The 24,947-nt window shown below is 72.0% G+C and carries 23 protein-coding genes; 9 read left to right on the top strand and 14 right to left on the bottom strand.

Translation table 11 applies throughout. The features are described from left to right. Positions 1-40: 40 nt before the first annotated feature. From ACTFTM_RS16070 to ACTFTM_RS16050, 5 genes are all read right to left on the bottom strand, one after another. Positions 41-445: a DoxX family protein gene (locus tag ACTFTM_RS16070; RefSeq protein ID WP_449561292.1), complete on the bottom strand. Its 405-nt coding sequence runs from the start codon at positions 443-445 to the stop codon at positions 41-43. A gap of 120 nt (positions 446-565) precedes the next feature. Next, positions 566-2,896, bottom strand: coding sequence for an endopeptidase La (lon, locus tag ACTFTM_RS16065; protein WP_449561291.1), 2,331 nt, complete (start codon positions 2,894-2,896; stop codon positions 566-568). Positions 2,897-2,934: 38 nt separating this feature from the next. Continuing rightward, a complete protein-coding gene (locus tag ACTFTM_RS16060; RefSeq protein WP_449561290.1) occupies positions 2,935-3,216 on the bottom strand; it encodes a hypothetical protein in 282 nt (93 codons plus the stop codon). Between the two features lie 76 nt (positions 3,217-3,292). Continuing rightward, positions 3,293-4,162 (bottom strand): manganese catalase, encoded by an 870-nt coding sequence (locus ACTFTM_RS16055; protein ID WP_449561289.1) that lies wholly within the window; start codon positions 4,160-4,162, stop codon positions 3,293-3,295. An 84-nt stretch (positions 4,163-4,246) separates the two neighbouring features. Beyond that, entirely contained in the window at positions 4,247-4,978 is a 732-nt protein-coding gene (locus ACTFTM_RS16050) for a sensor histidine kinase (RefSeq protein WP_449561288.1), read from the bottom strand. Between the two features lie 98 nt (positions 4,979-5,076). On the opposite strand from ACTFTM_RS16050, the gene ACTFTM_RS16045 reads away from it, so the two are divergent. Beyond that, positions 5,077-5,685, top strand: coding sequence for a response regulator (locus ACTFTM_RS16045; RefSeq protein ID WP_449561287.1), 609 nt, complete (start codon positions 5,077-5,079; stop codon positions 5,683-5,685). Between the two features lie 153 nt (positions 5,686-5,838). Further along, complete coding sequence (locus ACTFTM_RS16040) at positions 5,839-6,186, top strand: histone-like nucleoid-structuring protein Lsr2 (RefSeq protein WP_449561286.1); 348 nt, start codon at positions 5,839-5,841, stop codon at positions 6,184-6,186. Positions 6,187-6,296: 110 nt separating this feature from the next. Here the strand turns inward: ACTFTM_RS16040 and ACTFTM_RS16035 are convergent, their stop codons facing one another. The 3 genes from ACTFTM_RS16035 to ACTFTM_RS16025 all read right to left on the bottom strand — a co-directional run bounded on the left by ACTFTM_RS16035 (position 6,297) and on the right by ACTFTM_RS16025 (position 10,478). Continuing rightward, positions 6,297-7,595 carry a hypothetical protein gene (locus tag ACTFTM_RS16035; protein WP_449561285.1) on the bottom strand — a complete coding sequence of 433 codons (1,299 nt, stop codon included), beginning with the start codon at positions 7,593-7,595 and terminating at the stop codon, positions 6,297-6,299. A 292-nt stretch (positions 7,596-7,887) separates the two neighbouring features. Then, on the bottom strand, positions 7,888-8,754 hold the full coding sequence (locus tag ACTFTM_RS16030) for a hypothetical protein (protein ID WP_449561284.1): 867 nt from the start codon (positions 8,752-8,754) through the stop codon (positions 7,888-7,890). A gap of 107 nt (positions 8,755-8,861) precedes the next feature. Next, on the bottom strand, positions 8,862-10,478 hold the full coding sequence (locus ACTFTM_RS16025; RefSeq protein ID WP_449561283.1) for an Ig-like domain-containing protein: 1,617 nt from the start codon (positions 10,476-10,478) through the stop codon (positions 8,862-8,864). Between the two features lie 244 nt (positions 10,479-10,722). On the opposite strand from ACTFTM_RS16025, the gene ACTFTM_RS16020 reads away from it, so the two are divergent. Both ACTFTM_RS16020 and ACTFTM_RS16015 read left to right on the top strand, forming a co-directional pair. Beyond that, the gene (locus ACTFTM_RS16020) at positions 10,723-11,793 is read left to right on the top strand and encodes an Asp23/Gls24 family envelope stress response protein (protein ID WP_449561282.1); all 1,071 of its coding nucleotides are present in this window, start codon (positions 10,723-10,725) and stop codon (positions 11,791-11,793) included. Next, the gene (locus ACTFTM_RS16015) at positions 11,790-12,350 is read left to right on the top strand and encodes a hypothetical protein (protein ID WP_449561281.1); all 561 of its coding nucleotides are present in this window, start codon (positions 11,790-11,792) and stop codon (positions 12,348-12,350) included. The genes ACTFTM_RS16020 and ACTFTM_RS16015 overlap by 4 nt, the downstream gene beginning before the upstream one ends. Before the next feature lie 24 nt (positions 12,351-12,374). Here ACTFTM_RS16015 and ACTFTM_RS16010 read toward each other — a convergent pair whose 3' ends face one another. Beyond that, a complete protein-coding gene (locus ACTFTM_RS16010) occupies positions 12,375-13,337 on the bottom strand; it encodes a TerC/Alx family metal homeostasis membrane protein (protein ID WP_449561280.1) in 963 nt (320 codons plus the stop codon). A 245-nt stretch (positions 13,338-13,582) separates the two neighbouring features. Between ACTFTM_RS16010 and ACTFTM_RS16005 the strand changes: the two genes are divergently transcribed. Together ACTFTM_RS16005 and ACTFTM_RS16000 are read left to right on the top strand one after the other, a co-directional pair. Continuing rightward, positions 13,583-14,131: a hypothetical protein gene (locus ACTFTM_RS16005; RefSeq protein WP_449561279.1), complete on the top strand. Its 549-nt coding sequence runs from the start codon at positions 13,583-13,585 to the stop codon at positions 14,129-14,131. 145 nt (positions 14,132-14,276) lie between these two features. Then, on the top strand, positions 14,277-14,669 hold the full coding sequence (locus tag ACTFTM_RS16000; RefSeq protein ID WP_130400969.1) for an FKBP-type peptidyl-prolyl cis-trans isomerase: 393 nt from the start codon (positions 14,277-14,279) through the stop codon (positions 14,667-14,669). 107 nt (positions 14,670-14,776) lie between these two features. On the opposite strand, the gene ACTFTM_RS15995 is transcribed toward ACTFTM_RS16000, so the two are convergent. Further along, complete coding sequence (locus ACTFTM_RS15995; RefSeq protein WP_449561278.1) at positions 14,777-15,199, bottom strand: STAS domain-containing protein; 423 nt, start codon at positions 15,197-15,199, stop codon at positions 14,777-14,779. Positions 15,200-15,390: 191 nt separating this feature from the next. Here ACTFTM_RS15995 and ACTFTM_RS15990 point away from each other — a divergent pair, with 191 nt between their 5' ends. Beyond that, positions 15,391-16,407 carry an SMP-30/gluconolactonase/LRE family protein gene (locus ACTFTM_RS15990; protein WP_449561277.1) on the top strand — a complete coding sequence of 339 codons (1,017 nt, stop codon included), beginning with the start codon at positions 15,391-15,393 and terminating at the stop codon, positions 16,405-16,407. A 118-nt stretch (positions 16,408-16,525) separates the two neighbouring features. Here the strand turns inward: ACTFTM_RS15990 and ACTFTM_RS15985 are convergent, their stop codons facing one another. The 4 genes from ACTFTM_RS15985 to ACTFTM_RS15970 form a co-directional block, all read right to left on the bottom strand. Next, a complete protein-coding gene (locus tag ACTFTM_RS15985; protein ID WP_449561276.1) occupies positions 16,526-17,794 on the bottom strand; it encodes an Ig-like domain-containing protein in 1,269 nt (422 codons plus the stop codon). A gap of 336 nt (positions 17,795-18,130) precedes the next feature. Continuing rightward, on the bottom strand, positions 18,131-18,817 hold the full coding sequence (locus tag ACTFTM_RS15980) for a type 1 glutamine amidotransferase domain-containing protein (protein ID WP_449561275.1): 687 nt from the start codon (positions 18,815-18,817) through the stop codon (positions 18,131-18,133). Between the two features lie 27 nt (positions 18,818-18,844). Next, positions 18,845-20,221: an NADP-dependent succinic semialdehyde dehydrogenase gene (locus tag ACTFTM_RS15975; RefSeq protein ID WP_449561274.1), complete on the bottom strand. Its 1,377-nt coding sequence runs from the start codon at positions 20,219-20,221 to the stop codon at positions 18,845-18,847. Positions 20,222-20,232: 11 nt separating this feature from the next. After that, the gene (locus tag ACTFTM_RS15970; RefSeq protein WP_449561273.1) at positions 20,233-21,303 is read right to left on the bottom strand and encodes an NAD(P)-dependent alcohol dehydrogenase; all 1,071 of its coding nucleotides are present in this window, start codon (positions 21,301-21,303) and stop codon (positions 20,233-20,235) included. 473 nt (positions 21,304-21,776) lie between these two features. Here ACTFTM_RS15970 and ACTFTM_RS15965 point away from each other — a divergent pair, with 473 nt between their 5' ends. Continuing rightward, a complete protein-coding gene (locus ACTFTM_RS15965) occupies positions 21,777-22,751 on the top strand; it encodes a sugar phosphate isomerase/epimerase family protein (RefSeq protein WP_449561272.1) in 975 nt (324 codons plus the stop codon). A 20-nt stretch (positions 22,752-22,771) separates the two neighbouring features. Then, positions 22,772-24,871 carry a PQQ-dependent sugar dehydrogenase gene (locus tag ACTFTM_RS15960; RefSeq protein ID WP_449561271.1) on the top strand — a complete coding sequence of 700 codons (2,100 nt, stop codon included), beginning with the start codon at positions 22,772-22,774 and terminating at the stop codon, positions 24,869-24,871. Positions 24,872-24,947: the final 76 nt, after the last annotated feature.

The raw sequence follows: 24,947 nt of genomic DNA, 5'->3' as shown, positions 1-24,947 counted from the left end.
GGCGGTCGCCGACCGGCCCCTGAAGAACCGACCGGGGGCCTCAGAAGGCGTACGGGCCGAAGCGCCCCCACGCCACCACGGCGGCGAGGACGAGCAGCACCGCGCAGGTGATCGCGCCCTGGATCTCCCGCTGACGCTCGGCGGCCGTGTCGCGCTTCTTCCTGTCGCGCAGGTGCACGAGGATGCCGCCGGTCATGACGATGACGAGCCCGACGGCCGCGAGCGGCGTGAGCACGGTGGCGATGCCGGTGAGCGGGGGCAGGACGAGCCCGAGGGCGGCCGCCACCTCCACCGCGCCGAGGGCCTTGACCTGCGACGGCGGGACCGGGTCGACCCACCGCATCATGTCGCGCAGCTTGTCCTTGGGTTGGGTCAGCTTGGCCAGGCCGGCGCCGGCGAAGACGGCGGCGAGCAGGATCTGGATGACCCAGAGCGGCAGGTTCACGGGGTTACCTCCGGGGGAACCGCCTCGCGGCGGAGGTGCTGAGGAGCGTCACCGCGAGACAGTACGGACATCGATGACCCCCGCCGTCACGGGGACGGCGGGGGTCATCGGGCCGGTGGGTCAGGAGACGAAGAGGGCCGGTCCGTCCAGCGCCTCGACGTCGGCCGGGCGCAGCGCCAGGGCGAGCACGTCGGCCACGTCGGCCAGGGTGTGCACGGTCAGCGCCTCGCGCACCTCGGTCGGCAGGTCGTCCAGGTCCGGCTCGTTGCGCGCCGGGATGATGACCTCGGTGAGGCCGGCCCGGTGGGCGGCGAGCAGCTTCTGCTTCACCCCACCGATGGGCAGCACCCGACCGGAGAGCGTCACCTCACCGGTCATCCCGAACTCGGGACGGACCGGCCGCCCGGTGACCAGCGACGCCAGGGCCGTGACCATGGTGATGCCGGCGCTCGGACCGTCCTTGGGCACCGCGCCCGCCGGGAAGTGGACGTGGATCCGCCGTCCGGCCAGGGCGTTCGGGTCGATGCCGAGCCGACGCCCGTTGGAGCGCAGGTACGACAGCGCGATGTGCGCCGACTCCTTCATCACGTCGCCGAGCTGGCCGGTCAGGGTCAGCCCTGGCTCGCCCTCCATGCTCGTCGCCTCGATGAAGAGGACGTCGCCGCCGGCGCCGGTCACCGCGAGCCCGGTGGCGACACCGGGAACCGCCGTACGCTCGGCCGACTCCGGGGTGAACTTCGGCCGCCCCAGATAGCCGCTGAGGTTGTCGGTGTCGACGCGTACCGGCGACGGGTCGGTCGCCAGCGTCACCGTCACCTTGCGCAGGATCTTGGCCAGGGCCCGTTCGAGCTGCCGGACACCGGCCTCGCGGGTGTACTCCCCCGCGATCAACGCGAGCGCCTCGTCGGCGACGGTCACCTCGTCGGCGGTGAGCCCGGCCCGCTCCCGCTGCCGGGGCAGCAGGTGGTCGCGGGCGATGGAGACCTTCTCGTCCTCGGTGTACCCGTCCAGCATGACCAGCTCCATCCGGTCCAGCAGCGGACCGGGGATGGACTCCACCACGTTGGCGGTGGCGAGGAAGAGCACGTCGGACAGGTCCAGGTCGACCTCCAGGTAGTGGTCCCGGAAGGTGTGGTTCTGGGCCGGGTCGAGCACCTCCAGCAGGGCGGCGGCCGGGTCACCGGCGTAGCCGGCGGCCAGCTTGTCCACCTCGTCGAGGAGCACGACCGGGTTCATCGAGCCGGCCTCGCGCAGCGCGCGGACGATCCGGCCGGGCAGCGCGCCCACATAGGTGCGCCGGTGACCGCGGATCTCCGCCTCGTCGCGGACGCCGCCGAGCGACACCCGGACGAAGTTGCGCCCGAGCGCCCGCGCCACGGACTCGCCGAGGCTGGTCTTGCCCACCCCGGGAGGGCCGGCGAGGGCGAGGACCGCGCCGGAGCCGCGTCCGCCGACCACGCCGAGGTTGCGCTCGGCCCGCCGGTTGCGCACGGCCAGGTACTCCAGGATGCGGTCCTTCACGTCGGACAGACCGGCGTGGTCGGCGTCGAGCACCGCACGGGCCGCGGTCAGGTCGGTGTTGTCCTGGGTACGCGTGCTCCACGGCATCTCGAGCACGGTGTCCAGCCAGGTACGGATCCAGCCCGCCTCCGGGGAGGCGTCACTGGCCCGTTCGAGCTTGCCGACCTCGCGCAGGGCCGCCTCGCGGACCTTGTCCGGCAGTTCGGCGCTCTCCAGGCGGGAGCGGTAGTCGGCCGAGCCGTCCGGCTCCTCCTCGCCGAGTTCCTTGCGGATCGCGGCGAGTTGCTGGCGCAGTAGGAACTCCCGCTGCGACTTCTCCAGGCCCTCGCGGACGTCGCTGTTGATCTGTTCGGTGACCTCCTGCTCGGCCAGGTAGTCCTTCACCCAGCCGACCAGCAGTTCCAGCCGGGCGGTGACGTCCGGCGCGGCCAGCAGTTCGGTCTTCTGGTCCAGCGTCAACCAGGGCGCGTAGCCGGCCGAGTCGGCCAGCTCGGAGAGGTCGGTCATCCGCTCCACGGCGTCGATGACCTGCCAGGCCCCGCGCTGCTGGAGCACGGAGGTGACCAGGGCGCGGTACTCGCGGGCGAGTTCCCGGGCGCGGCCGGCGGGAGCGGGTTCGTCGAGTTCGGTCGCCTCGACCCAGAGCGCGGCGCCGGGACCGGGCACGCCGGAGCCGATGCGCGCGCGGGACAGGCCGCGCACGACGGCGGCGGGCTCACCGTCGGGGAGCCGGCCGACCTTCTCGATGGTGGCGACGACGCCGACCGGGCCGTACTCGCCGTCGATACGCGGGACGGCCAGCAGCTTGCGGTCGCCGGTTGCCCGCGCCGCGTCGATGGCGGCCTGGGTGGTCGGGTCGAGGGTCACCGGGATGACCATGCCGGGTAGGAGCACGGCGTCGGTCAGGGGAAGTACCGGAAGAGTTGCCATCGAACACCTGCTATCGCGTTGAGTTGAGCGTGTCTCACTCAAGTAACAAAGCGTTCCCCTTGTTCCGGCGTGTGACCCAGACCACTGTCCGGCGTCCGGTGGCGGACCGGCAGCAGCAGCTCCCGGACCGCCCGACCACCCCCGGCCAGCGCCACGGCGACGGGGATGGCCAGGCTGGTCAGCGCCAGCGCGAGGACCACCCGGGCGGGCAACCCGACCCCCACGGCCAGCGCGGTCAGCACCGTGCAGACGACCAACTTCACCCGGGTACGCGACAGCGGGACCACCGCGGACTCGCGGGCGGGCGCGACAACAGACATGCGCTTCTCCTCGTCTTCTCCGGTGGGCGGTCCCGTCGGGCCGCCCGTGCGGTACGGGCGGCCCGACGGGACAATCTCAGGTGAGCTTGCTCTTGACGGTGTTCACGACACCGCCGGCCAGGCCCGGGTTGGTGCCGTAGAGCCGCGGGTCGCCGGGCGGCAGCACCGGCTCCGGGGCGTTCGCGCGCGGGTTGTCGTCGTACCGGAACTCGCCCTTGCCGTCCGGCGCGGGTCCGGACGCCCACCGCCCCTGCGCGGCGTCGGTGCCCGAGGAGAAGCCCAGGTAGGTGTAGCCGAACTCGTCGGTGAACTCCTCCGAGTCGGGGAAGGCGTCCGGCACCGGCATGTCCTCCAGGCCGTCCTCCTTGAGCTGCTCGACGGCCGCCAGCCACATGTTCTGGTGCATGGTGTCGCGGGCCAGCAGGAAGCGCAGCATCTGCTTGACCCCGGGATCGTCGGTCATGTTGAACAGCCGGGCGACCTGCAAGCGACCCTGCGCCTCGGCGGTGACGTTGAGCTGGAAGTCGGCCAGGAGGTTGCCGCTGGCGGTGACGTACGCGCCGTTCCAGGGCACCCCGCTGGCGTCGACGGGCAGCGCCCCGCCCCCGCCGTGGATGAAGTGCGCCGGGTTCGACCCGGCGTAGACCGCCCCGCCCCCGGGGTTGTCCGCGATGGCCTCCGACAGCGCCAGCGGCGCGTTGTCCAGCAACCGGCTGATCATCGTGACGATCATCTCGACGTGGCCGACCTCCTCGGTGCCGACGTCGAGCAGCAGGTCCTTGTACTTGCCGGGCAACCGGCAGTTCCAGCCCTGGAACAGGTACTGGTTGGCGACCGTCATCTCGCCCCACTTGCCGCCCAGCACCTCCTGCAGACGGCGGGCGAACGCGGCGTCCGGAGCGTCCGGCTTCGCCTCGAACTGCAGGTCCTTCACGTGGCTGAACATGCGACCTCCTCGGTACCGGGATGCTGGCACCAAGGACGATTCCCATCCCCCTGACCCGGCCGGGCCAACGGTGTCCCGCGCGGGTCAGCGCAGCGGGCGGACCGCCGGCAGCAGCACCTCCAGCGCCACGCCCCGCGGGCGCAAACGGTGCGCCCGCAGCGCTCCCCCGTCGGCCGCCACCAGTCGCCGTACGATCCACAGTCCGAGCCCGGACATCCCGACCACGGGGGCTGGACGGCGCAACGCCACCAGCAGCCCCTCGTCCACCCGTCCCTCGTCGGTGACCACGATGCTCAGGCCGGGGCCGCGCAGCGCGGCATACAGACCGACGTGCCCGGTGGCCGGCCCGTGCCGCAGCGCGTTCTCCACGAGGTTCACCAGCACCTGCCGGGTGCGACCGGCCGGCACCGGCCAGGAGGCTGCCCGACGGGTGGCGCGGACCCGGCGCCGGTCCGCCGGCACGAGCGCGGCGGCCTCGCGCAGGAGGCCCGCCAGGGGCACGGTCGACTCCGGTTGGGCCGCCGGCGTCAGCACGCCGGCGCCGGCCGTCGCGTCGCGCAGCAGCCCCTGCAGGTGCACGGCCTGGTCACGGGCCAGCGCGCTGACCGCCCGCCGGTCCGCGCCGGTCAGCGGCCGGCGGTCATCGGCCAGCGCCCGGGTCAACGAGGTCAGGGCGCTGACCGGGGTACGGAACTCGTGGCACAACACCCGCAGCAGCAGGCCCGCGTCGACAGCCGGGGACGCCGGGAGGTCCGAGCCGGGTCGGGTGCGGCGCAATCCTCGCAACAAGCCCTGCCACCCCTGGCGTGCGCGCATCCATCCGACTCCCCCCGATCGGTGCGTACCCGCATGATCGGTACCCGCTGGGGAACGGCCCAGACATGTCGGACGCCCCCAACCTCAGACTCGCCGTCGTGGACGATCACCCCCTGTTCGTCCGTGGCCTGGAGCTGCTGCTTCCGGTGACGACCGACGGACGTGCCGAGGTGGTCGGCTCGACCGGGGACGCCGCGGCGGCGGCCGGCATGGTCAGTCGTTGCCATCCCGACCTCGCGCTCGTCGACCTGCACATGCCGCCTCCTGGCGGCGTCCGGGCGGTGGCCGCCATCCGGCGGACCACGCCTCGCGTACGGGTGGTCGCCATGTCCGGCTCGACCGACCCGGCGCCCGCCCTGGAGGCGCTACGGGCGGGCGCGGAGGGGTTCCTGCCGAAGACCAGCGAACCGGAGGAGCTGCTACCGCCGCTGCTGGCCATCCTCGACGGCTGGGCGGTTCTACCGGCGGAACTGCTGCGCGCCCTGCTCGGACCCGCCCGGGCGGCGTCCGTCGACCTCGATGCCGAGGAACGCCGCCTGCTGCGGGCGATCGCGACCGGGCGCAGCACCGTCGACATCGCCGAGGAACTGCACGTCTCGGAACGGACGGTGAAACGAATGACCGCCTCTCTGCTGCGCAAGTTGCGGGTCTCGAACCGGGCGGAGGCGGCGGCAGTAGCCGGCCACGCCGGTCTGCTCAGCGATTGACACCGCACGGGACCTGCGATTCCGGCCCGTTCGCTGTTTGTGCCGCACTCAATCGCGACGCGCCGAAATGAATGGGACGCATATTGTTGCGGATTCCCCCTGTTATAGGTCAGACTTTGGACACATCCCGCCACACACAGGGAGTAATCGGCAATGGCGAGAAAAGTAATCACGGTGCTGACCGACGACCTCGACGGCGGGAAGGCCGATCGGACGGTCGAGTTCAGTCTCGACGGCGTCGCCTACACCATCGACGTCTCGGACGAGAATGCGGGTGTCCTGCGCAAGGCGCTGGACCCATACATCAATGCGGGTCGGCGGATCGGTCGGGGCCCGGCGGAGAACCAGCGGGCAGTTCGGCGGCCGGGGCGACCCACCGGCGCCGGAATGGACCGCGAACAAAACCGGGCGATCCGGGAATGGGCCGTGAAGAACGGCTACAAGATTTCCGAGCGGGGCCGGATCCCGGTCGAGGTCGTCGAGGCGTACAAGAACCGCTGACACGCGCACACAGCGACGGGGTCCCACCGCTTCGGTGGGACCCCGTCGCTGTGTGCGCGGCCGGCCACCCGGGTGCTGTCCGCCCGGGTGGCCGGCCGCCGATCGACCGGTCAGTTGACGGTGACGCGGATCGAGTCGAACGCGGGGGTCTGGTTCGCCCGCTCCATCATGGGCAGACGGTGCGAGCCGTCACCGGCCCAGACCGAGCACTGCGCGGTTCCCGACTCCGGCAGACCCGGGATCTGGATGGTCACCTCGTCCGGCTGGGCGCCACCGCGGCCGTCCTCGGTGGCGACGAAGAACGCCGGCACCTCCTGCGGCTCGGGCGGCGTGGTCAGGCTGTCCAGCATCCGGCAGGCGGTGTGGAAGTGACCCCGGACCAGGCCCTGGGCGTTGAGCAGCGAACTCTCCACGTAGTAACCACCCTGGCCGGCCGCCAGGAAGCGGTCCCGCACCAGATTCTTGGTGCTGACCCGCAGGGTGAAGGGCTGATTGCGGCCGACCTGCTGCGGGAACTGGGTGATCAGCAGCGACGGGTTGTTGGCGGCGGCGCCGACCTCACCGAACTCGGTGCTGACACAGCGGTTGCCGAGCTGGAAACCGTTGTGCGGCTCCAACCTGCTCTCGTCACAGTTGTTGGCCAGGACGCCGAGGCCCGCGCCGGGAGCGTTGCCGCCGTTGTTCCCACCGTTGTTGTTGCCGCCGGTGTTCCCACCGTTGTTGGTACCGCCGCCGGTGTTCCCGCCGTTGTTGGTACCGCCGCCGGTGTTCCCACCGTTGTTGGTGCCACCATTGTTGTTGCCGGTCGGCTGCACCTGGCACTGAGCGAGTTGCGCCAGACCCTGCGGGCGGGGCCCGACCCGGTCGATGGCGGTCGTGATGCGGTCCAGCACCGCCTTACGCTTGTCGGCCAACGGCCGCAGAATCGCGTTGTTGATGAACGCCTGACCCTTGTTGCCCTCGGCGGCGAGCCGGCGGTCGGCCTCGGCGATCTGGCTCTGCAACTGCGCGAGGTTACGGTCGACCTCGGCGCGCGCCCGCTCCGGCACCTGCGGCAGCTTCGACAGCACGTCCGGACAGGCGATGGCCGAGCCGGTGCCGACCGTGCCGTCCTTTCCGTCCTCGCACTCCGCGACCGACTCCTGACCGTCACCCCAGTGGTTACGCACCCACCGACCGTTCTGCCACGTACGGCTGGTCGAGGAGCCGCTCGGCGCGGTCGAGCCCGGGCTCGGTTCCACGCATTGCCCGGCGGCGGGCCGAGGCTTGTTCGTCCGCCGGTCCTGGGCCGACGAAATCTGGGTGACGGCGACTACCCCACCGAAGACCACCAGCGTGCCGACAACCGCCAACAGACGCTTGCTCCGCGCGATGCCGGGTGACCGGCGCGCCCGAGTGGACCTGCGCATCGAATTGCTCTCCTTCTCGATCCGGTAGTGGATTCCTGCCCTCGGCGGACCGACGGATGTGAGATGGCACGCCATGGCGGCGGCCACCGCGACCTACCCGGTAACGTGTCGATGGCCGACGATGCCCTTTCCGCACCGCCGTCCGCGCCCGGTCGACGCGGTTGGGGAGATCCTCTTCATTCGCGCAGGAGTACGGGACGGCGACGGGGAAGGTTCAACCACCACCCAGAAAAATGCTCGGCACCCGGACGGATCGGGAGCCGAGCGGTCTTCAGCAGCGGAAAGTCGCCGGTCAGTCCACGCAGAGGTGGTCGAAGGCGAAACCGCCGACCAGCTCGTCGCGACGGCGGCTCAGCGCGGCGATCTCGGCGGTGAGGTCCACGCGCGCGAGCAGACCCGTGTCGTCCGAGCGGGCGGCGCGCAGCCGCTCACCGATCGCGACGGTCGCGAGGTCCTCGGCCAGGCGGGCCTCGTCGACCCCGCAGGAGAAGCGCCGGGCGGTGATCGACACCCGTTCGACGAGGCAGCTGTCCAGGCGCGGCTGGACCCAGCTCCACCCCTGTGCCGGCCCCTCGGTCCAGCGCACGTGCAGCCCGCGCACGATCGGGTCGGCGAGCTGCCCCGCCACGTACGCCTCGACGGCCGCCGCCCGCGCCAACGCGCCGAGGTCGTTCACCGGGCCGGTCCGCCCGTCGGGCAGCCGCCCGATGATGTCGCGGAAGCCCACCGGCGCGGGCTCGTCCCCGGTGCCGCCCGCCGCGTAGGCGCGCGCGTCGAGCACGTACTCGATCAGGCGCCGGCCGTGCTCGGCGGCCCGCAGCGTCGGCGAACCGATACGCAGCACGGGCAGGCCGACGGCCGCGCTCACGGCGTCCGTGAGGCGCTCCGCGCGCTGCTCGGCCGACCCGGGGAGCGGGACCGGCCCGATCGTCACGGCGACGACCGGGCGGTGCGTGTCGGGCGCGCTGACCACGAGATCGAACGCCGTCCGGCTGGCCGAGCCCCACTGGCTGCCGGTGACACCCGGTGGGCGACCCTGCACCAGCTCGCTGAGTCGACGCGTCCCGTACACCCGGTGGCCGGCGCGGCTGAACAGCGCGTCGCGTCCACCATCGGCGGGCAACGCCCGCAGCCAGCCGCGGTCGTCGCTGCTCGTCATCTGCCTGATCCATCCGCCGGTCGGTCGAACCGCGCCGAGTCTAGGCGGTCGATCACCCGTCCCGGTGGCGCGGCCCGCCCGGCAGCCGGAGCGCCGCTGCCGTTCGGCTAGCGGCAGGGCGTCGTGACGACGACGGGCGTCCCCGGCAGAGTTGGCGGGCGGCAGTTCCCGGGCGTCGCCGGCCGCCAGGCCGCCGCGACGTTGTGGAACGGATCCTCCGGCCGGTACGCGGCCCACCGGGACAGGTCGTTGCCGCCGTCCAGGCCACCGGCGAGCAGCACACCGGGGGCGCCCCGTCGGAGCGCGGTCAGCAACTGCCGCATGCCGACCGTCGGATAGCCGAGCGCGGAGCACGCCACCTCGCCCTCCCGCCAGCACGTCCAGGCCAGGGCCGGGTCGGCGATCGCCCGATCCGGGTACGGGGCCGTGAACAGGTCGAACACCACCGTCTCGCTGAAGATGGTCCGACCGACGCTCTCCCAGAAGTCGACGGCGTACGCGGCGTCCGGCATCGGCTTGGCGCAGACGGCACGTTCGTCCCGGCAGGTCGCCCCCGGCCCGGTGTAGCGGCCGTGGCTCCAGGCGAGCGCGAGGATGGGCGTGATGCCGGCGGTCGTCAACCGTTGCGCGTACGCCACGAGCTGCTGCCGGTACGGCTCGCCGCCGTAGCGAGGGTCGACATACGACAGGCCGAGCCAGCACGCCTCGTTGAGCGGGATGTACACCGCCTGCACGCCGCGTGCGACGAGCTTGGACACGGCGGTGGCGTCGACCGGGCCGTCCCAGATGCCGCGCCCCTGCACGCAACGGGCCTCCGCGCCGGTGCGCACGAGTGGCGTCAGGTGTCGGGGCGCCGCCGCGTCGATGACCGGGGAGATGCCCCAGAGCTGGTCGCGCACCACGCTGAGGTACGGCGCCTGCCGTTCCTCGCCCGGTGTCAGCACGCGTACGGAGCTGCTCTCGTCGCTGCTTCGCGTCGCGCCCTGGTCGTCGTACACCTGGGCGTACACGATGTAGGAGCCGGCTGGCAGGTCACGCCACTGGGCGGTGTACGGCGCGGTCGTGTCGGTGCCGAGCGAGACGGTGTCCGGCCCGTTGCCGAGGCCGAAGAATTCGACGCGGGTGATCTGTCGACCGGGCGCGGCCGTGGCGACGGCTTCCACCGTGATGGTGGCCGGCGCGAAGAAGTGGTCAGCGTCTTCGGGCTTCGTGATCCGCACGGACGGACGGTTCGGGTCGGGGGTGGGGCTGGGTGACGCGCTCGGCGTGGGGCTCGGCGAGGCCGGTGGCGGGCTCGACGGGGGCGTCGGCGTGGGCCTGGGCAGCACGCTCGTGCAGGTGACGCCGTTGAGCGTGAAGGTCTGCGGGTCGAACCGGACCCCGTGGGTCATGAGGTACGTAAAGGAGACCGGCTGGTCGGCCGGCAGAGTGACACCGGGCAGGTTGCGGATCGTCACCTGCTCGCCGTCCTGTTCCCAGCGCACGCCGTCGACATTCTTGATCTGCTCGGTCGGATAGCGCAGCGAGAAGCGCAGGGTCCACTCCGCGAGTGGCTGACCGACGCTCAGCACGGTGAGGTCACCGCGCAGCATCGACGGATACTGGACGCGGGTCTGGAGCTGCGCCGCGCAGCCGCTGGCGGCGGAGGCCGGGAGGACCACGGCGAGAGCACCCGAGACGGCGACGAGCGCCGCCACGGCCAGAGGGATGACCCGATTCCTCATCAACGACCCCCGTCATCGATATTCGTCACTGGGATCGTCGCCCCGGCCGGCGCCAGACGTCAAGGGCGGGGCCCTGCTCGGTGGGCCCCGGACCCCGCCATTGCAACGTTGTAGGGGGATCTGGGCAACGCCGGCGCTCGCCAACCTGCTGTGACCCGTATCACACTGCCGTCGCGTTCCAGTCGACCTGCCGGGGTGTATCCAGCGAGGTCGCCCGAAGGCGGATCGGCTGGGAGGTCGGAGCATGTCGCGACAGCTGCGGTTCGGCGCACCCACCGCGGACGGGCCGCGTCCGCGCCGACGCGCGGGAGAGCAGCCGCGCCGACCCCGGCACCCGCGACCGGCCGGCGAGCCGACCATTCGCCGTCGACCGACCACGGCTCGGGCGGGACGACACCACCGGCTTCCCGACCGGCCCACCCCCACCCGTGGCACACCGGCCGGTGGCACGCCGCCTGGCGCCGAACCAGCGCGCCGCGACACGGGCGCGGCGGCGCAGGTCGGTCGGAGCGCCGTCGCCGCCGCCGGCCGGGTGCGGGGCATCCGCGACGTCCGCCCGGTCACCGTCCGCGTGGACGACCGGACCGTGGGCCTCGACCTCGACCTCGTCACCGAGTACGGCCACAGCGTGCCCGCCGTCGCCGACGCGCTCCGGCGCGCGGTCGCCGACCGGGTGTACGCCGACACCGGCCGCACCGTCGTCGCGGTGACGATCACGGTGCGGGACCTCGTGGTGCCCGACGCGGACGAGGCCGCTCCCCGCCCCCCGCCCAGGCGGGCAGAGTTCACCACGGCGACCGTCAACCGGGTGGCCTCGCTCCTGCTGGGCATCGCCCTGCTGGCCGGCGGCGCCCTGCTGGCGGCCCAGGCACTGCTGGTGACGCTCGACGTCCCGACGCCGCCGCTGCTGCGCCCCGGCTGGCACCAGACGCTGACCAGCACCCGGTGGGCCGATCCGGGCGTTCGGGTCGCGGCCGGCGCCGCCGTCCTGCTGGGCCTCGTCGTCCTGGCCGCTCAACTGCGCCGGTGGACGCCGGTCCGGCTGCGGGTCGACGAACGCGACGGCTGGCACCTGCGCCGGCGGTGCGTGGAACGTCGACTGACCGAGGCGGTGGACACCGTGCCGGGCGTACGCCGCACGAGGGTGCGCGTCCGACGCCACGGTGACCGGTGGCGGCCCCGGCTGCACGCCACCGGCGACCCCGCGGCCCGCGCCGAGGTCGAGTTCGCCGTACGCCAGGAGCTGCGCCGGCTCGCCCGTCCGCGCGTCGACCGTGTCGAGATCCGGCTGGTGCCCGCCCGGGGGCCGGCATGACCGACGCCGCACACCGCCTACTGTGGACGATCGTCGCGCTGCTGCTGGTGGCCGGCGGGGCGACCGCGCTGGCGATCGGCGCCGGCGCGCTGTCGAGCGGCGGCCCCGACCCGGTCCTACTCGGCGGCGGCCTGGTCGACGCGTGGCGGCTGGCGACGCCTTGGAGCACCCTGGCCGCCGCGGTGGCCGGGCTGCTGACCGCCGTCGCCGGCCAGCGCCTGCTGCACCGGACGGTACGCCGACCCGACCGGCCCCTGGAAGGCATGCTGAGCCACGTCGGCAACCGTCCCGGTCGCACCCGGCTGGCCACCGAGGTGCTCGTACGCGCCCTGGAACGCGACCTGGTCCGGACGGCCGGGGTACGCCGCGCCCGGGTCGTGCTCACCGGCACGCCACCGCGACCCGACGTGTGGGTCCAGGTGGACCTGACCGGCGACGCCCCCGCCGCGCGGGTCCGCGAGCACGTCCAGACCGCCGTCCGCAGGTTCGCCACGACGGCCGGCTGCGAACCCGCACACCTCGACGTGACGGCGCAGATCGAGCCGACGCGGCCGTGATCCGGTCGCTCGCCGCCGCCGGGGTCAGTGTTCGACGTGGGCGGCCCGACGGGCGGTCACGACGCTCGACGAGATGGAGACCGCCAGGGTCAGCACCACCACGGCGAGCGTCAGCCAGACCGGCAGCTTGCCCACCGGCGTCTCGGCGAGGATCAGCTTCGCCCCGGCGAACGCGAGCAGCAGCGCCAGCCCGTACCGCAGGTGACCGAAGTGCCGCAGCAGGCCCGCGAGGCAGAAGTAGAGGCTGCGCAGTCCGAGGACGGCGAACGCGACGGCCGTCCACACGAGGAACGTGTTGGTGGTGATGGCGAGGATCGCCGCCACCGAGTCGACGGCGAAGACCACGTCGGTGGCCTCGATCGCGACCAGCGCCACCAGCAGCAGGGTCGCCACCCGACGCCCGCCGACCCGGGCGGTGAAGCGGTCGCCGTGGTAGCTGGCGTCGGTGGGCACGACCCGACGGAACAGCCGCACGGCGAGGACACGGTCGGGGTCGATGTCCGGTTCCCCCCGTACGGCCAGCCGCCAGCCGGTCCAGATCAGGAACGCGCCGAGCACGAACCCGGCCCAGGCGAGCCGGGCCAGCAGCTCGGCCCCGGCGACGACGAACAACAGGCGAAAGGCGAGCGCGCCGACGACACCCCAGAACAGCACCTTGTGCTGGTAGCCCGCCGGCACCCGGAAATAGCCGAAGAGCAGGGCGAAGACGAAGACGTTGTCCACCGAGAGCGCCTTTTCCAGCAGATAGCCGGAGAAGTACGCGATGGCCGGGTCGCCGCCGAGGGTCCACCAGACGACCAACCCGAAGAGCAGGCCCGCGCCGATCCAGACGGCGCTCCAGAGCAACGCCTCGCGCAGCTCGATGACGTGGTTGTCCCGGTGCGCCACCACGTCGATCGTCAGCAGGACGGCGAGCAACCCACCGGCCGCCGCCCAGGCCCAGAGCGGCACCGTGACCGTCGCCTCTGCCACCGGTGCCCCCCGCATCGACCACGGCGCACCGCCCCGCTGCCCCCGCCGGCCGGCGCTCCCGAGCCTATGCGAGCGGCTCACCCGCCGTCGGCGCTCCGGCGAAGTCGACGCCCCGCCGGGTGCCACCGGGCCCCGCCGTCACGGGTCCAAGGTCCCGGTCCGGTGTGGTCCGGTCGGCCCTGCCGCCCCACCGGCCGAGGGCGTCCACTGGAGGTGCCACCGGGAAGCGCGGTGCGAGGCTGAGAAGGGACGTGGACACCATGACCGCGACGATCGACCGGACCACCGCCGGGACCCCCGCTGCGGCGACCGAGACCACCCGAGCGAAGGCCGCCCGGTACGTCCTGGCGACCACCCGGATGGCGCTCGGCTGGATCTTCCTCTGGGCCTTCCTCGACAAGCTGTTCGGCCTCGGCCACGAGACCGGGTCGAAGAACGCCTGGATCAACGGGGGCAGCCCCACCAAGGGCTTCCTCACCTTCGGGGTCGCCGGTCCGTTCAAGGACCTCTACACGAACATCGCCGGCGCCGCCTGGGCGGACTGGCTCTTCATGGTCGGCCTCGCCGGGATCGGCGTCGCGCTCCTGCTCGGTGTCGGCATGCGGGTCGCGGCCGTGACCGGCGGGCTGCTGCTGGTCCTCATGTGGACCGCCGTCCTGCCCCCGGAGAACAACCTCTTCATGGACGACCACCTGATCTACGCCGCGGTGCTCGCCGTCCTGGCGCTGGTCAACGCCGGCGACACCTGGGGCCTCGGGAAGGTCTGGGCGGGGCTGCCGATCGTCCGGCGGGCGCCCTGGCTGCGGTGAGGACGCTCGCGGCGGGCGTCACCTCCGGGTGACGCCCGCCACCGTCGTGCGGGCGGGGTTCGGGGTGTGCCGCCATCGGTCGTCGGCGATCCGGCAGGATCGACGGTGACCGGAGACATCACCGCGACACGGCAGGAGATCCCGCATGAACCAGGCAGCAGGCGCCCGATCGGGCAAGCCCGAGGTGGGTCCGATCGAGGGTGCGCCGCCGGCCGACCTCGTGATCGAGGACATCACTGTCGGCGACGGCCCGCAGGCCGAGCCCGGCCAGTTGGTGAGCGTCCACTACGTCGGTGTGTCGCACTCCACGGGCGGCGAGTTCGACTCGTCGTGGAACCGGGGCGAGGCGTTCGAGTTCCCGCTCGGCGGCGGTCAGGTCATCGCCGGCTGGGACCAGGGTGTGGCCGGGATGCGCGTCGGCGGCCGGCGTCGTCTCACCATCCCGCCGCACCTGGGCTACGGCGACCGTGGCGCCGCCGGCGTCATCAAGCCGGGCGAGACGCTGATTTTCGTCGTCGACCTGCTCGGCGTGCGCTGACCGACATGTTGCGGGGTCGTCCGGCTCGACGCCGGGCGGCCCCCACGTGCGTCTGCGTCGCCGTCGGGCGACCTCTGCCGAACCCCGTGTCGGCCCGCCCTAGCGGGTCAGGCCGCCAGCACCAGGTCACCCGGCGCGGCCGGCGGACGGCGGACGGGCGCGACCAGCTCGGCGGGCGTCCCACGACGGGCTGCCTCGACCACACGGGCGGGCTCGAGGATCGGCAGCACCCGGTGCAGGCCGGTGGCGCGCAACACGCGGGCCACCACCGGCGTCGGATCGACCACGACCAGCTCGCCGCCCCGCGCCCGGACACGCAGATGCGCGGCCAGCAGGGCCCGCACCCCGGCGGCGGACAGCAACCGGAGCCCGGACAGCTCGAGCTGGACGACCGGACGCGCCGGCACGGACCACAGCGCGGACCGGAACGCGGCCACGGTGGCGATGTCGACCTCACCGGCCACCCGCACCTGGACCACCTGGTCACCCACGCTGACCTGCACGTCGATCCGGTCGCTGCGCTCTTCCATGCCCTGAAATCTAGCCCCCACCACCGACAGTTTCGCCCGTCCGGGGAGTGATTCCGGGTACGTCCAGGGTCATCCCCCAGGGTTGCCCCCATCCGCCTGAGGGTGCAGGCCAGGGGCCTCGGGGGTCGGCCGAACGGCCAGGTGGCGCGCCGCACCCGCCACGCCCCGCATCGGCGTCGGAGAATGGGGCGATGGTGCTCCCCCGACCCCGGCCGCCACGGTTGATCCGGCCCGTCCGCGAACCGGCCACCGTCCCGCCTCCGCTTCGCGGTGTGTGGGCGGCCACCGATCGCCGCCTCGACCAGGTCGACCTCCTGCCCCTTCCCGAGGGCGCCGTCGGGCCCGAGGACGTGCTCGTCGACCCGACCGGCCGGGTCGTCAGCGGTGACGAGGACGGCAACCTCTGGTGGTGGCCGGTCGACGCGCCGGCCGGCACCCCGGGACGACTCCTGGCAGAGACCGGCGGCCGGCCGCTCGGCATCGAGCTGGACCCGTCCTCCGAGGCCCTGGTCGTCTGCGACGCGTACCGCGGGTTGCTGCGGGTCACGCCGGACGGGGCGGTGCGCGAGCTGACCGGGACGGCGCCACCCGTGCACCTGGCGAACAACGCGACGGTGGCCCGCGACGGCACCGTCTACTTCACCGACTCGTCGGACCGGTTTCCGGTCTCGCACTGGAAACGGGACCTGCTGGAACACCGCCCCAACGGGCGCGTGCTGGCCCACCACCCGGGCAGTGGGCGTACCGAGGTCGTGGCCGAGGGGCTGTACTTCCCGAACGGCATCGCGCTGACGCCCGACGAGTCGGCGCTGATGCTGGTGGAGACCACCACCCACCGACTGCTCCGCGTCGAGCTGGGCGGTGGGGTGCGGGTGCTCGCCGACCTGCCCGCGTATCCGGACAACCTCTCCGCGGTGGGCGACGGGACGTACTGGATCGCCCTGCCCAGCCCTCGCGTGCCCAGCGCCGAACGGCTGCTGCCGCACCCCCGGCTGCGCCAGCTCGCCGCGCTGCTGCCCGACGCGCTGCAGCCGCAGCCACGCCGCTACGGGCTGGTCGCGCTTGTCGACGGCGAGGGCACGGTCCGTCGTACGCTGCACGGCCCGGCCGGGCACTACTGGATGATCACCGGGGTACGACAGCACGGCGACCAACTCTGGCTGGGCAGCCTCACCGGGTCGGGCGTGGCCCGCGTACCCCTGGGGTGAAGGGCCTGGCCCGCACCCCACGCCCCCGGGCGGCGGCCGGCCCCGACGACGGGGGTCCCGCCACCGCGAACGCGAGCGGACCGGTCCACCGCGTGGGTGGACCGGCCCGGAGGATGTGTCAGCGCCCGCTCACCGACGGCGCCGGGGCCGGTGAGCCACCGGCGACCGCGCCCGGGTGCGCCGGGGCGGCCGGCGCGGGCTTGAGCCCCGGAGGCACCGGCAGCGCGCTGCCCCTGACGAACTCGTCCCAGCTCACGTTCCACGCCGTCCAACCGTTGCCGGGCTGCAACTCGACCTCGGTGCCCTTGACGGTGACCAGGTCACCGACCTGGGTCACCCCCATCAGCCAGTCCGCGGCGGTGGCGGAGACGTTCGCGCAGCCGTGCGAGGTGTTGGTGTAGCCCTGCTCGCCCTCGGACCAGGGCGCCGAGTGGATGAACTCGCCGCCCCAGGTCAGCCGCTGGGCGTCGTCGACGTCAACCACGTAGCCACCGTTCGGCTCACCCCGGGTGTCGAAGGTGGTCCGCTCGTGCTTCTCCATGATCACCATCTTGCCGCTCGAACTCGGCGTGCTCGGCTTGCCCAGGCTGACCGGGATACGGCGTACCAGCTTGCCGTCACGCAGCACCGACATCTGCTTGGTGGCGTTGTCGATCTCCAACGAGACCTGCTTGCCGATCTTCGACGTCGCGGTCCGCTCGGCGTCCCCCACCAGGTTCTTGCCGATCGGCAGGCCCTGAAGGCCGGCCCGGACGCTGATCGTCGTCCCCGGCCGCCAGAAGTCAGGCGCCCGGTAATAGACCTGACTACCGTCGTCCAGCCACGACCAGGTGCCCGGCTGCGGCGGATTCGTCTTCACGAACAACCGGCGCTGCACATCCGCCCTGGCCTCTTTCGGAATTGCCGGGTCGAACGCGACGGTTACCGGCATCGCAGTACCGTACGTCCGGTTGCCGACGAAATAGAGCGTGCTCGTGACCTGCGGTTTCGTGGACGTGGCCATCGTGGTGAACGTGGTGCTCCGAGTGGTCGTCGCGCCCGAGTCGCCGGTCGCCGTCACCTCCGCGGTGTACGTACGCCGAGGTTGCAGCGGCGCGCTCGGCACCCAACCCGAGCCGTCCTCGCGCGGTTCCGCCTTGACCTGCGCGCCCTTGTCGTCGGTGAGCCGGACGGCCGTGACCCGCCCACCCTTGACCACCGTGCCGACCTCGGCGCTGACCGGGACGTCGCGGGTCTTGTCGCCCGGCGTGACGGTGAGTTCCGGCGGCGCGGCGTGCGCCCTGGCCGGCCCGGCCGCGGAGTCCCGGCCGATGGTGCACCCGCCCAGCACGAGCGGTACGGCCGCGACAGTTACCGCCAACAGCGTCAATCGCCGCCCAGACGTCATGTTCAGTCCCCCCGTTTTCGGCTTCCCTCGGTCCCATTCTGGCCGCCTCGACAGGAGCATTCAGGGCATTCGGCGATAATCGCGAGCGCATTTATCGGCGCATTTTCCTCCACTGAGCCGGTTGCCGAGAAAGCGCACGGATGCCGGCTCTGGGCACTCCGTCCGCCCACACGCCCGCCGACCCGCAACGTCCGGTCCGACCTCGGCCGGGCCGGGCCAAGATCCGCACAACTTCCCGGATGGTGCTGCCTCCGGCGCGCGGAAAGCAGCACAAACCCTGATGTTGTGCGGATCTTGGCAAGCCCGCAACCCGCCGTGGATCCCCGGCCGGCGGGACTACGCCCGGCCGACCAGCGAGATCAACTGCTCCGCGGCCGGACCGGAGGAGGCCGGGTTCTGGCCGGTGACCAGCAGCCCGTCGGTCACCACGTACGGCTCGAAGTTGCCGGCCTTGGAGAACTCACCACCCTTGGCGATCAGTTCGTCCTCGACGAGGAAGGGCACGACCTTCGTCAGTCCCATGTACTCCTCCTCGCTGTCGGTGAACCCGGTGACCCGCCGTCCGGCAACCAGGGGCACACCGTCGGGCGTCGTGCAGTGCCGCAGGGCCCCCGGGGCGTGGCACACCAGGGCCGTGGGCTTGCCCGCCGCGACGAACCGCTCGATCAGACGGATCGAGTTCTCGTCCTCGGCAAGGTCCCACAGGGGGCCGTGGCCGCCCGGATAGAAAACGGCGTCGAAGTCCTCGGCGGAGACCGAGTCCAGCCGAAGCGTCGAGTCGAGCTGACCCGCCGCATCGGCGTCCGCCTCGAAGCGGCGGGTCTGCTCGGTCTGGAAGTCCGGCTCGTTGCTCTTCGGGTCCAGCGGCGGCCGCCCGCCGTTGGGCGAGGCGAGGGTCACCTCCCAACCGGCGTCGCGGAACCGGTAGTACGGCGCGGCCAGCTCCTCGAGCCAGAAGCCGGTCTTGCGCCCGGTGTCACCGAGCTGGTCGTGCGAGGTCAACACCATCAGCACCGTGGTCATACCCACTCCTTCCGCGTCATCGGGCACTCAGCCCTTCCAGACCGTCTTCAGATTGCAGAACTCCCTGATGCCGGCATAGGTGAGCTCCCGCCCGTACCCCGAGTTCTTGACACCGCCGAACGGCAGCTCGGGGAAGGATTCGGTCATGCCGTTCAGGAAGACCATGCCGGCGTCCAGGTGGTGAACGAACCACGCCTGCTCCTCGGCGTCGCCGGACCAAACGGCCGAGCTGAGGCCGAACGTGGTCTGGTTGGCGACCCGGACGGCTTCCGCCCGGTCGGCCACCCGGTAGACCGACGCGACCGGACCGAATGCCTCCTCGGAGACGATCCGCATGTCGTCGGTGAGACCGGCGAGCACCGTGGGCGGGTAGTACCAGCCGGGCCCGGCCGGCACGACGCCACCGACGAGCACCTCCGCGCCCTTGGCGACCGCGTCGTCGACCAGTTCGGCGAGGTCGTCGCGCCCCGCCTCGGTGGCCAGCGGACCGACATCGGTGGCATCGTCCATCGGATCGCCGACGACCAGCTTTCCCATCTTGGCCACGAACTGACGGACGAACTCGTCGTAGACGTCGTCGTGCACGATGAAGCGCTTGGCCGCCACGCACGACTGACCGTTGTTCTGCACGCGGGCCCGCACGGCGGTCGTCGAGGCCGCGTCCAGGTCGGCGCTCGGCATCACGATGAACGGGTCGGAGCCACCCAGCTCCAGCACCGTCCGCTTGATGTTCTGGCCCGCGATCGACGCGACCGACCGGCCGGCGGGCTCCGAACCGGTCAGGGTGACCGCCCGGACCCGATGATCGGTGATCACCGGCTCGATGTCGGCCGAGGAGATCAGCAGCGTCCGGAAGGAGCCGGGCGGGAAGCCGCCCTTCTCGAAGAGCGTGTCGAGGTAGAGCGCGGCCCGCGGCACGTTGGAGGCGTGCTTGAGCAGTCCGGCGTTGCCGGCCATGAGCGCCGGCGCGGCGAAGCGCATCACCTGCCACAGCGGGAAGTTCCACGGCATCACCGCGAGCACCACGCCGAGCGGCTGCCAGACCGTCCAGGCCTGGCTGGCGTGCACGGCGCCGGGGTCGTCCAGCGGCTCGGCGGCGAGGAACTTCTCCGCGTTTGCCGCATAGAAGCGCATGCCGTGCACGCACTTGCGCGCCTCCGCGACCGCCTGCGCCAGCGGTTTGCCCATTTCGAGGGTGAGCATCCTGGCCACGTCCTCGAGTTCGGATTCGAGGGCGTCGGCCGCGGCGTTCATCCAGGTCGCCCGCTGCGTGAAGCTGGTGCCCCGCAAGGTGGCCGCCGCGTCGGCGGCCTGGGCGATCCGCCGGCGCACCTCCACGTGCGAGTGCGCCTCGAAGGTCTCCAGGGTTTCCCCGGTGGCCGGATTGATGGTGGCGATCGGCATCAGGTCACCCCCTACTCGAAGACGACGACCTGGCGGCCGACCACGTCTCCGCGGCCCAGCGCCTCCAGGTTCTCGTTGATGTCGTCGAGTTTGACCGGGGTGATGGTGTGCTTGATCCTGCCGGCCGATCCGAGCGCGAGCACCTCGGTGAGGTCGTTGTAGTTACCCCAGAATGATCCGAAGTAGGACAGCTCAGTTCCGACGATCACGTTCAGCGGCACCTCCACCGTGGTGCCCATCAGGCCGACCGAGGCGACCGCGCCCTCCGGTTCGAGGATCGAGAAGTCGAGGGCGATCGACTCCTTGGCGCCGGCACAGTCGAGGATCGCGTCGACGGTCCGGCGGCCGGTCGCCGCCTCGATCTCGTCCTGCACCTGCTCGGCCGACTTGTCGCGGGTGTTGACGGTGTGGTCGGCACCGTTCTCCCGGGCCACCGTCAGCTTGTCGTCGGTGCGGGAGAAGGCCACCACCGTCGCGCCGGCGCCGAGCAGTTTGGCGTACTGCACGGCGTAGCTGCCGAGCCCGCCGATGCCGGCCACCACCACCGTGCGGCCCGGACCCAGCTTCCCGGCCGCCGCCAGCTTCTTGATCCCACGGTACGGAGTCAGGCCGGCGTCGGTCAGCGGCGCGAACGTCTCCGGCTTCTGACCACCGGGGTCCACCGTGATCAGGTGGCGGTACGGCACCGCGACGTACTCGGCGAAGCCGCCCGGCGGACCGAAGCCGGGCCACGAGCCGGTCCCACTGCACAGCTGCTCGTTGCCCTCGTGGCACTGCCGGCAGGTGCCGTCACCCCAGCCGGGGTTGACCACGACCAGATCGCCGTCGGACAGTCCGGCCGATCTCGGCACGGCGGAGCCCACTCCGGCCACGTGCCCCGCGATCTCGTGCCCCGGGATGGCCGGGAACTCCATCGGCGCGGCCTTGGTGAAGTAGCCCTGGGCGAGCTGGTAGTCGCTGCGGCACATACCCGTCGCGGCGACCTTGACGAGAACCTCGTCGGCGCCGATGTCCGGCACCGGCACCTCTTCCAGTCGCCACGGTTCGTGGTAGTCGTACATCCGGGCCGCTCGCATCTTCATGTCGTCCTCCTTGCCTCTGGGATCGATCCAGCCAACCGATCGTATGAGCGACAAGTGGACAAAAAGTGGATAGATTCCAGCGCCGGCGAATGGGTCGACGCCCGGGGCGCGACGGTCACCGACCGGACGAACACGCGCCGCACGCGGCCGGCGCGGGACTGTCGCGCACCCGCTGGGCGGACTTTTGTCAGGTGGAGCGAAACTTCTGCTGATCGCGAGGGAGCTTTGCCTTTGTCCAGGGTCAAGGGTAGGGTCGCGTTTCAGATAGAGGGTTGCCCATTCGTCGATCAGCCTGCCTGCCGCCCCTGCCGGGGTTCGGCCGCGGTCCGCCCACAGGGTCGCCGACCGCGGATAACGCGTCGTCCACACCGTCCACGCCGGAGCACGTCTCCGGCCGGTTCGTCGCGTCCCGGTGCGGGCGGCGGGTTGACCGCTGCCGACGGCACGCCATCCGTCAGGAAGGAACCACCACCATGGATCACCAGGCCAACCGCTCGGAGTCGACCGTGACCTCCGAGCCGGTCAGCCGGCGCGGGCTGCTCCGCGCCGCGACCGTCACCGCCGCCGCCGTCGGCGCCGCCGGGATGTTCGCCGGTCCGGCCAGCGCGGCGCCCGCCGGTGACACCGCCGCCGCTGGCCACTCCCACGGTCGGCGTCGGGTGCCGGTGGACCGCATCAGCATCCAGCTCTACACGCTGCGCGACCAGCTGGCCGCCGATCTGCCGGGCACCCTCGCGGCCCTGCGTCGCATCGGCTACCGGCGGGTGGAGCATGCCGGCTTCGTCGGGCGTACGGCCGCGGAGTTCCGGGCCGCCCTCGACGCCGCAGGATTGCGGGCCACCTCCGGGCACACCGGTATCCCGCAGCCGTTCGACGCCGCCACCTGGGAACGCGCCCTCGCCGACGCCAACACGCTGGGCTGCAAGAAGATCGTCCACCCGTACTTCGGGCGGGACGCCGAGGGCCGCCCGTACCGCGACCCGGCCATCTACCGCGCCCTGGCCCGGGACCTCAACCAGGCTGGCCGGCTCGCCGAGCGGGCGGGCCTCGACTTCGGCTACCACAACCACCAGCTGGAGTTCGTGCCGCTGACCGACGGCTCGACCGGCTTCGAGATCCTCACCGGGCAGACCGACCCCCGGTTGGTCCACTTCGAGCTGGACCTGTACTGGACCTGGCGTGGGGCGCACGACCCGGTCGACGTGATCCGGGAGAACCGGGGACGGATCCGTCAGGTGCACGTCAAGGACCTGGACGTCGAGGGTGGCTTCGCCGACCTCGGCGACGGTGTCATCGACTTCGGCCGCATCTTCGCCCACGAGCGGGAGGCGGGCATCGAGGAGTACATCGTGGAGCGCGACGACGCGGGCACCTCGCCGCGGGTGCCCGCCGACGCCATCGACACCGCCCGGGTCGGCTTCGACTATCTCGCCGCACTTCGGTACTGAGCACCGTGAAGGGCTACCTTATGAACAGGACCGCATTCGCGTCCGCCCTGCTGCTGGTGACCGCCGGCCTGGTCGCGCCGACGACGGCGGCGACCGCCGCGCCGGCCCCGCCACCGGACAGCAGCTTCCAGAAGGTGACGCTGAACGACTTCCCGGGCGAGCCGATGAGCCTCGCCGTGCTGCCCGACCTGCGGGTGCTGCACACCTCCCGAACCGGCGAGGTACGCATCCACGACCCGCGCACCGGGCTCAACACCCTCGCCGCCGACATCGACGTGTACCAGCACGACGAGGAGGGGTTGCAGGGCATCGCGATCGACCCGAACTTCGCCCAGAACAAGTGGGTGTACCTGTACTACTCACCGCCCATGGACACCCCGGTGGACGACCCGGCCACGCCGGACGTCAACGAGGGGGACGCGCCGGAGGTCGGCACCGCGGCGGACTGGCAGCGGTTCAAGGGCGCGCTGCGGCTGTCCCGGTTCAAGCTGGAGGGGATGAAGCTCAACCTCGCCAGCGAGCAGCAGATCATCGACGTGCCGACCGACCGGGGGATCTGCTGCCACGTCGGCGGCCAGATCGACTTCGACAGCAAGGGCAACCTGTACCTGTCGACGGGTGACGACACCAACCCGTTCGCCTCCGACGGCTACGTCCCGATCGACGAGCGGGCCGACCGGAACCCGGCGTATGACGCACAGCGTACCGCGGCCAACACCAACGACCTGCGCGGCAAGCTCCTGCGGATCAAGGTGAAGGCCGGCGGCGGGTACACGGTGCCGGCCGGCAACCTGTTCAAGCCGGGTACCGCGCAGACGCGACCGGAGATCTACGCGATGGGGCTGCGCAACGCGTTCCGCTTCGCGGTCGACAGGCGCACCGACGACGTGTACGTGGGCGACTACTCCCCCGACGCCTCCACGCCGAATCCGGAGCGCGGGCCGGCCGGGCACGGCCGTTGGATGGTTGTCGACAAGCCGGCGAACTACGGCTGGCCGTACTGTGTGACGCCGACCATCGCCTACCGCGACTACGACTTCGCCACCGGCGTGTCCGGTCCGAAGTTCAACTGCAAGCGCCCGGTCAACGACTCGCCGCACAACACGGGCAAGCGCGTGCTGCCGCCGGTCGAGGCCCCGCAGGTCTGGTACGCGGCGGCCGCCTCGGCCGAGTTCCCGCAGCTGGGCACCGGCGGCATCGCCCCGATGGGCGGCCCGGCGTACGACTACGACGGAACCAGCACGTCGCGTACCCGGTGGCCGGCCTACTACGACGGGGTGCCGCTGTTCTACGAGTGGACCCGGGACTACATCAAGGAGTTCCGCCTCGACTCCGACGGCGACGTGCAGGACATCCGTCCGGTGGCGCCGTCGCTGGTGGTGGACAACCCGATGGACATGGAGTTCGGTCCGGACGGCGCGCTCTACGTGCTGGAGTACGGCGACGGCTACTTCGCCGAGAACCCGGACGCGCAGTTGTCACGGATCGACTTCGTCCGGGGCAACCGGACGCCGATCCCGAAGATCAGCGGCACCCCGACCGTCGGGCAGGCCCCGCTGACCGTGGCGTTCTCCAGCGCCGGCACCACCGACCCGGACGGCGACAAGCTGAGCTACGCGTGGGACTTCGACGCGGACGGTTCGGTGGACAGCACCGATCCCAATCCGTCGTGGACGTTCCAGGAGAACGGCTCGTACACGCCGACTCTGAAGGTGACCGACCGCACCGGACGCTCGGCCTCGGCGACCCTGCCGCTGGTGGTCGGGCCGACCGCGCCGGTCATCGAGTTCGTCGCCCCGGTGGCCGGGCAGCCCTTCCAGTTCGGGCAGACGGTCGCGTACGAGGTGAAGGTCACCGACGACCTTCCGGTGGACTGCTCGCGGGTGAAGGTCACCTACGTGCTCGGCCACGATGAGCACGGGCACCCGCTCTCCACGGCGACCGGATGCTCCGGCACCATCCCCACCTTCCTCGACGGTGGGCACAGCGGCGCGGACAACCTGACCGCGGTGTTCGTCGCGGAGTACACGGACGCGCCGACGGAGCCCGGCGTGCCGCCGCAGACCGCCTCGGCGACGGTCGTGCTGGACCCGACACCGGTGGCGGGCCTGGCCGGCTGACAGCCCGTAACACCAGCACCAACCCTCGCTGACAGCGGCGGCGACCGGTTCACTCCGGTCGCCGCCGCCGCGGCGT

It is taken from the genome of Micromonospora sp. RB23 (assembly GCF_053585025.1).
The sequence above is the reverse complement of the archived record's forward strand: the minus strand, read 5'-3'. Positions and strand labels throughout refer to the sequence as shown.

Excerpts from the sequence above, each read along its gene's own strand:
- lon (WP_449561291.1), bottom strand. The coding sequence starts at position 2,896 with ATGGCAACTCTTCCGGTACTTCCCCTGACCGACGCCGTGCTCCTACCC.
- ACTFTM_RS16060 (WP_449561290.1), bottom strand. The coding sequence starts at position 3,216 with ATGTCTGTTGTCGCGCCCGCCCGCGAGTCCGCGGTGGTCCCGCTGTCG.
- ACTFTM_RS16055 (WP_449561289.1), bottom strand. The coding sequence starts at position 4,162 with ATGTTCAGCCACGTGAAGGACCTGCAGTTCGAGGCGAAGCCGGACGCT.
- ACTFTM_RS16050 (WP_449561288.1), bottom strand. The coding sequence starts at position 4,978 with ATGCGCGCACGCCAGGGGTGGCAGGGCTTGTTGCGAGGATTGCGCCGC.
- ACTFTM_RS16040 (WP_449561286.1), top strand. The coding sequence starts at position 5,839 with ATGGCGAGAAAAGTAATCACGGTGCTGACCGACGACCTCGACGGCGGG.
- ACTFTM_RS16035 (WP_449561285.1), bottom strand. The coding sequence starts at position 7,595 with ATGCGCAGGTCCACTCGGGCGCGCCGGTCACCCGGCATCGCGCGGAGC.
- ACTFTM_RS16030 (WP_449561284.1), bottom strand. The coding sequence starts at position 8,754 with ATGACGAGCAGCGACGACCGCGGCTGGCTGCGGGCGTTGCCCGCCGAT.
- ACTFTM_RS16025 (WP_449561283.1), bottom strand. The coding sequence starts at position 10,478 with ATGAGGAATCGGGTCATCCCTCTGGCCGTGGCGGCGCTCGTCGCCGTC.
- ACTFTM_RS16020 (WP_449561282.1), top strand. The coding sequence starts at position 10,723 with ATGTCGCGACAGCTGCGGTTCGGCGCACCCACCGCGGACGGGCCGCGT.
- ACTFTM_RS16015 (WP_449561281.1), top strand. The coding sequence starts at position 11,790 with ATGACCGACGCCGCACACCGCCTACTGTGGACGATCGTCGCGCTGCTG.
- ACTFTM_RS16010 (WP_449561280.1), bottom strand. The coding sequence starts at position 13,337 with ATGCGGGGGGCACCGGTGGCAGAGGCGACGGTCACGGTGCCGCTCTGG.
- ACTFTM_RS16005 (WP_449561279.1), top strand. The coding sequence starts at position 13,583 with ATGACCGCGACGATCGACCGGACCACCGCCGGGACCCCCGCTGCGGCG.
- ACTFTM_RS16000 (WP_130400969.1), top strand. The coding sequence starts at position 14,277 with ATGAACCAGGCAGCAGGCGCCCGATCGGGCAAGCCCGAGGTGGGTCCG.
- ACTFTM_RS15995 (WP_449561278.1), bottom strand. The coding sequence starts at position 15,199 with ATGGAAGAGCGCAGCGACCGGATCGACGTGCAGGTCAGCGTGGGTGAC.
- ACTFTM_RS15990 (WP_449561277.1), top strand. The coding sequence starts at position 15,391 with ATGGTGCTCCCCCGACCCCGGCCGCCACGGTTGATCCGGCCCGTCCGC.
- ACTFTM_RS15985 (WP_449561276.1), bottom strand. The coding sequence starts at position 17,794 with ATGACGTCTGGGCGGCGATTGACGCTGTTGGCGGTAACTGTCGCGGCC.
- ACTFTM_RS15980 (WP_449561275.1), bottom strand. The coding sequence starts at position 18,817 with ATGACCACGGTGCTGATGGTGTTGACCTCGCACGACCAGCTCGGTGAC.
- ACTFTM_RS15975 (WP_449561274.1), bottom strand. The coding sequence starts at position 20,221 with ATGCCGATCGCCACCATCAATCCGGCCACCGGGGAAACCCTGGAGACC.
- ACTFTM_RS15970 (WP_449561273.1), bottom strand. The coding sequence starts at position 21,303 with ATGAAGATGCGAGCGGCCCGGATGTACGACTACCACGAACCGTGGCGA.
- ACTFTM_RS15965 (WP_449561272.1), top strand. The coding sequence starts at position 21,777 with ATGGATCACCAGGCCAACCGCTCGGAGTCGACCGTGACCTCCGAGCCG.
- ACTFTM_RS15960 (WP_449561271.1), top strand. The coding sequence starts at position 22,772 with ATGAACAGGACCGCATTCGCGTCCGCCCTGCTGCTGGTGACCGCCGGC.